Below are 1,421 nucleotides of genomic sequence, written 5' to 3'. Positions count from 1 at the left end.
GGTCACGTCCACGGACGTGGTGTATGAATCGATCTTCGAGTGATCCCGTTTCTGCAGGTTAAGCGGTAAGTGTCTGCGGGAGCGGATTCTGGGTCGGCGCGTCGCCAGTGATAAGCCGGACGCGGGCCTTGGCCAGCACGTCCAAGCCCATGTAGCGGCGGGCTTCGGTCCATTCGTCGGTCTGCTCGGCCAGCACCGCGCCGACGAGGCGGATGATCGAGGGCCGGTCGGGGAAGATGCCGACCACGTCGGTGCGGCGGCGGATCTCCTTGTTCAGCCGCTCCTGTGGGTTGTTCGACCAGATCTGCCGCCAGGTCTCGCGCGGGAAGGCGGCGAAGGCGAGCAGGTCCTCGCGAGCGGCGTCCAGATGCTCGCAGGCGGCCGGGTACTTGGCCTCCAGGGCGTCGATGACCCAGGTGTGCTGGGCGCGGACCTGCTCGGCGGCAGGCTGGTCGAAGATGGTGCGCACCAGCGTGGCCACCCACGGCTGCGCCGACTTGGGTACGCAGGTCAGCAGATTGCGCAGGTAGTGGGTGCGGCACCGCTGCCAGGCGGCGCCGGGCAGGGCGGCGCCGATCGCCTCGACCAAGCCGCGGTGGGCGTCGGAGGTGACCAGCTGGACGCCGGACAGGCCGCGCGCGACGAGGCCGCGCAGGAACGCCAGCCAACCGGCGCCGTCTTCGGCCGAGGTGACGTCCAGGCCGAGGACCTCGCGCTGGCCGTTGGCGTTGACGCCGGTGGCCACCAGCGCGTGCACGTTGATCGTGCGGCCGCCCTCGCGCACTTTTTGGGTCAGTGCGTCCAGCCAGACGAAGGTGTAGGGGCCGGCATCGAGCGCGCGGGTGCGGAACGCTTCGACCTGCTCATCCAGCACCTTGGCCATAGCCGAGACCTGGCTCTTGGAGATGTGCTTGATGCCGAGTTGCTCGACCAGCTTGTCCACGCGCCGGGTAGAGACACCGAGCAGATAGCTGGTGGCTACCACGCTGATCAGCGCCTGCTCGGCCCGGCGGCGCCGCTCCAGCAGCCAGTCAGGGTAGTAGGAGCCGGAGCGCAGCTTCGGGATGGCCAGCTCGATGGTGCCGGCCCGGGTGTCCCACTCGCGGCTGCGATAGCCGTTGCGGGAGTTGGTCCGCTCGTTGCTGCGCTGGCCGTAGGCAGCCCCGCACAGGTTGTCGGCCTCGGCCGACATCAACGCTTCGGCCATGGTCTTCACCATGGATCGCAACAGATCCGGGTCGTCGGTCTCGATCTGCTTCGCGAGCCACTGCGCGGGCGTCACACTGGTGTCTGCGGCCATCGACTGGTTCTCCTTCGATCTCGATCTAGCTACTCGAAGGATCACTCGATGGCCGTCTTCATTTCACGACGCCACGCCTGCGACCAGGCCAAACTCGTACACCACTCCCGTGGACGCAACC

The 1,421-nt window shown here is 67.8% G+C and carries 1 protein-coding gene; it reads right to left on the bottom strand.

The window, feature by feature from the left end:
• Positions 1 to 58: 58 nt before the first annotated feature.
• Entirely contained in the window at positions 59 to 1,300 is a 1,242-nt protein-coding gene (locus E1292_RS50350) for an IS256 family transposase (protein WP_132606867.1), read from the bottom strand.
• Positions 1,301 to 1,421 lie beyond the last annotated feature (121 nt).

The sequence above is a fragment of the Nonomuraea deserti genome, assembly GCF_004348685.1.
Lineage (GTDB): Bacteria > Actinomycetota > Actinomycetes > Streptosporangiales > Streptosporangiaceae > Nonomuraea > Nonomuraea deserti.
The sequence above is the reverse complement of the archived record's forward strand: the minus strand, read 5'-3'. Positions and strand labels throughout refer to the sequence as shown.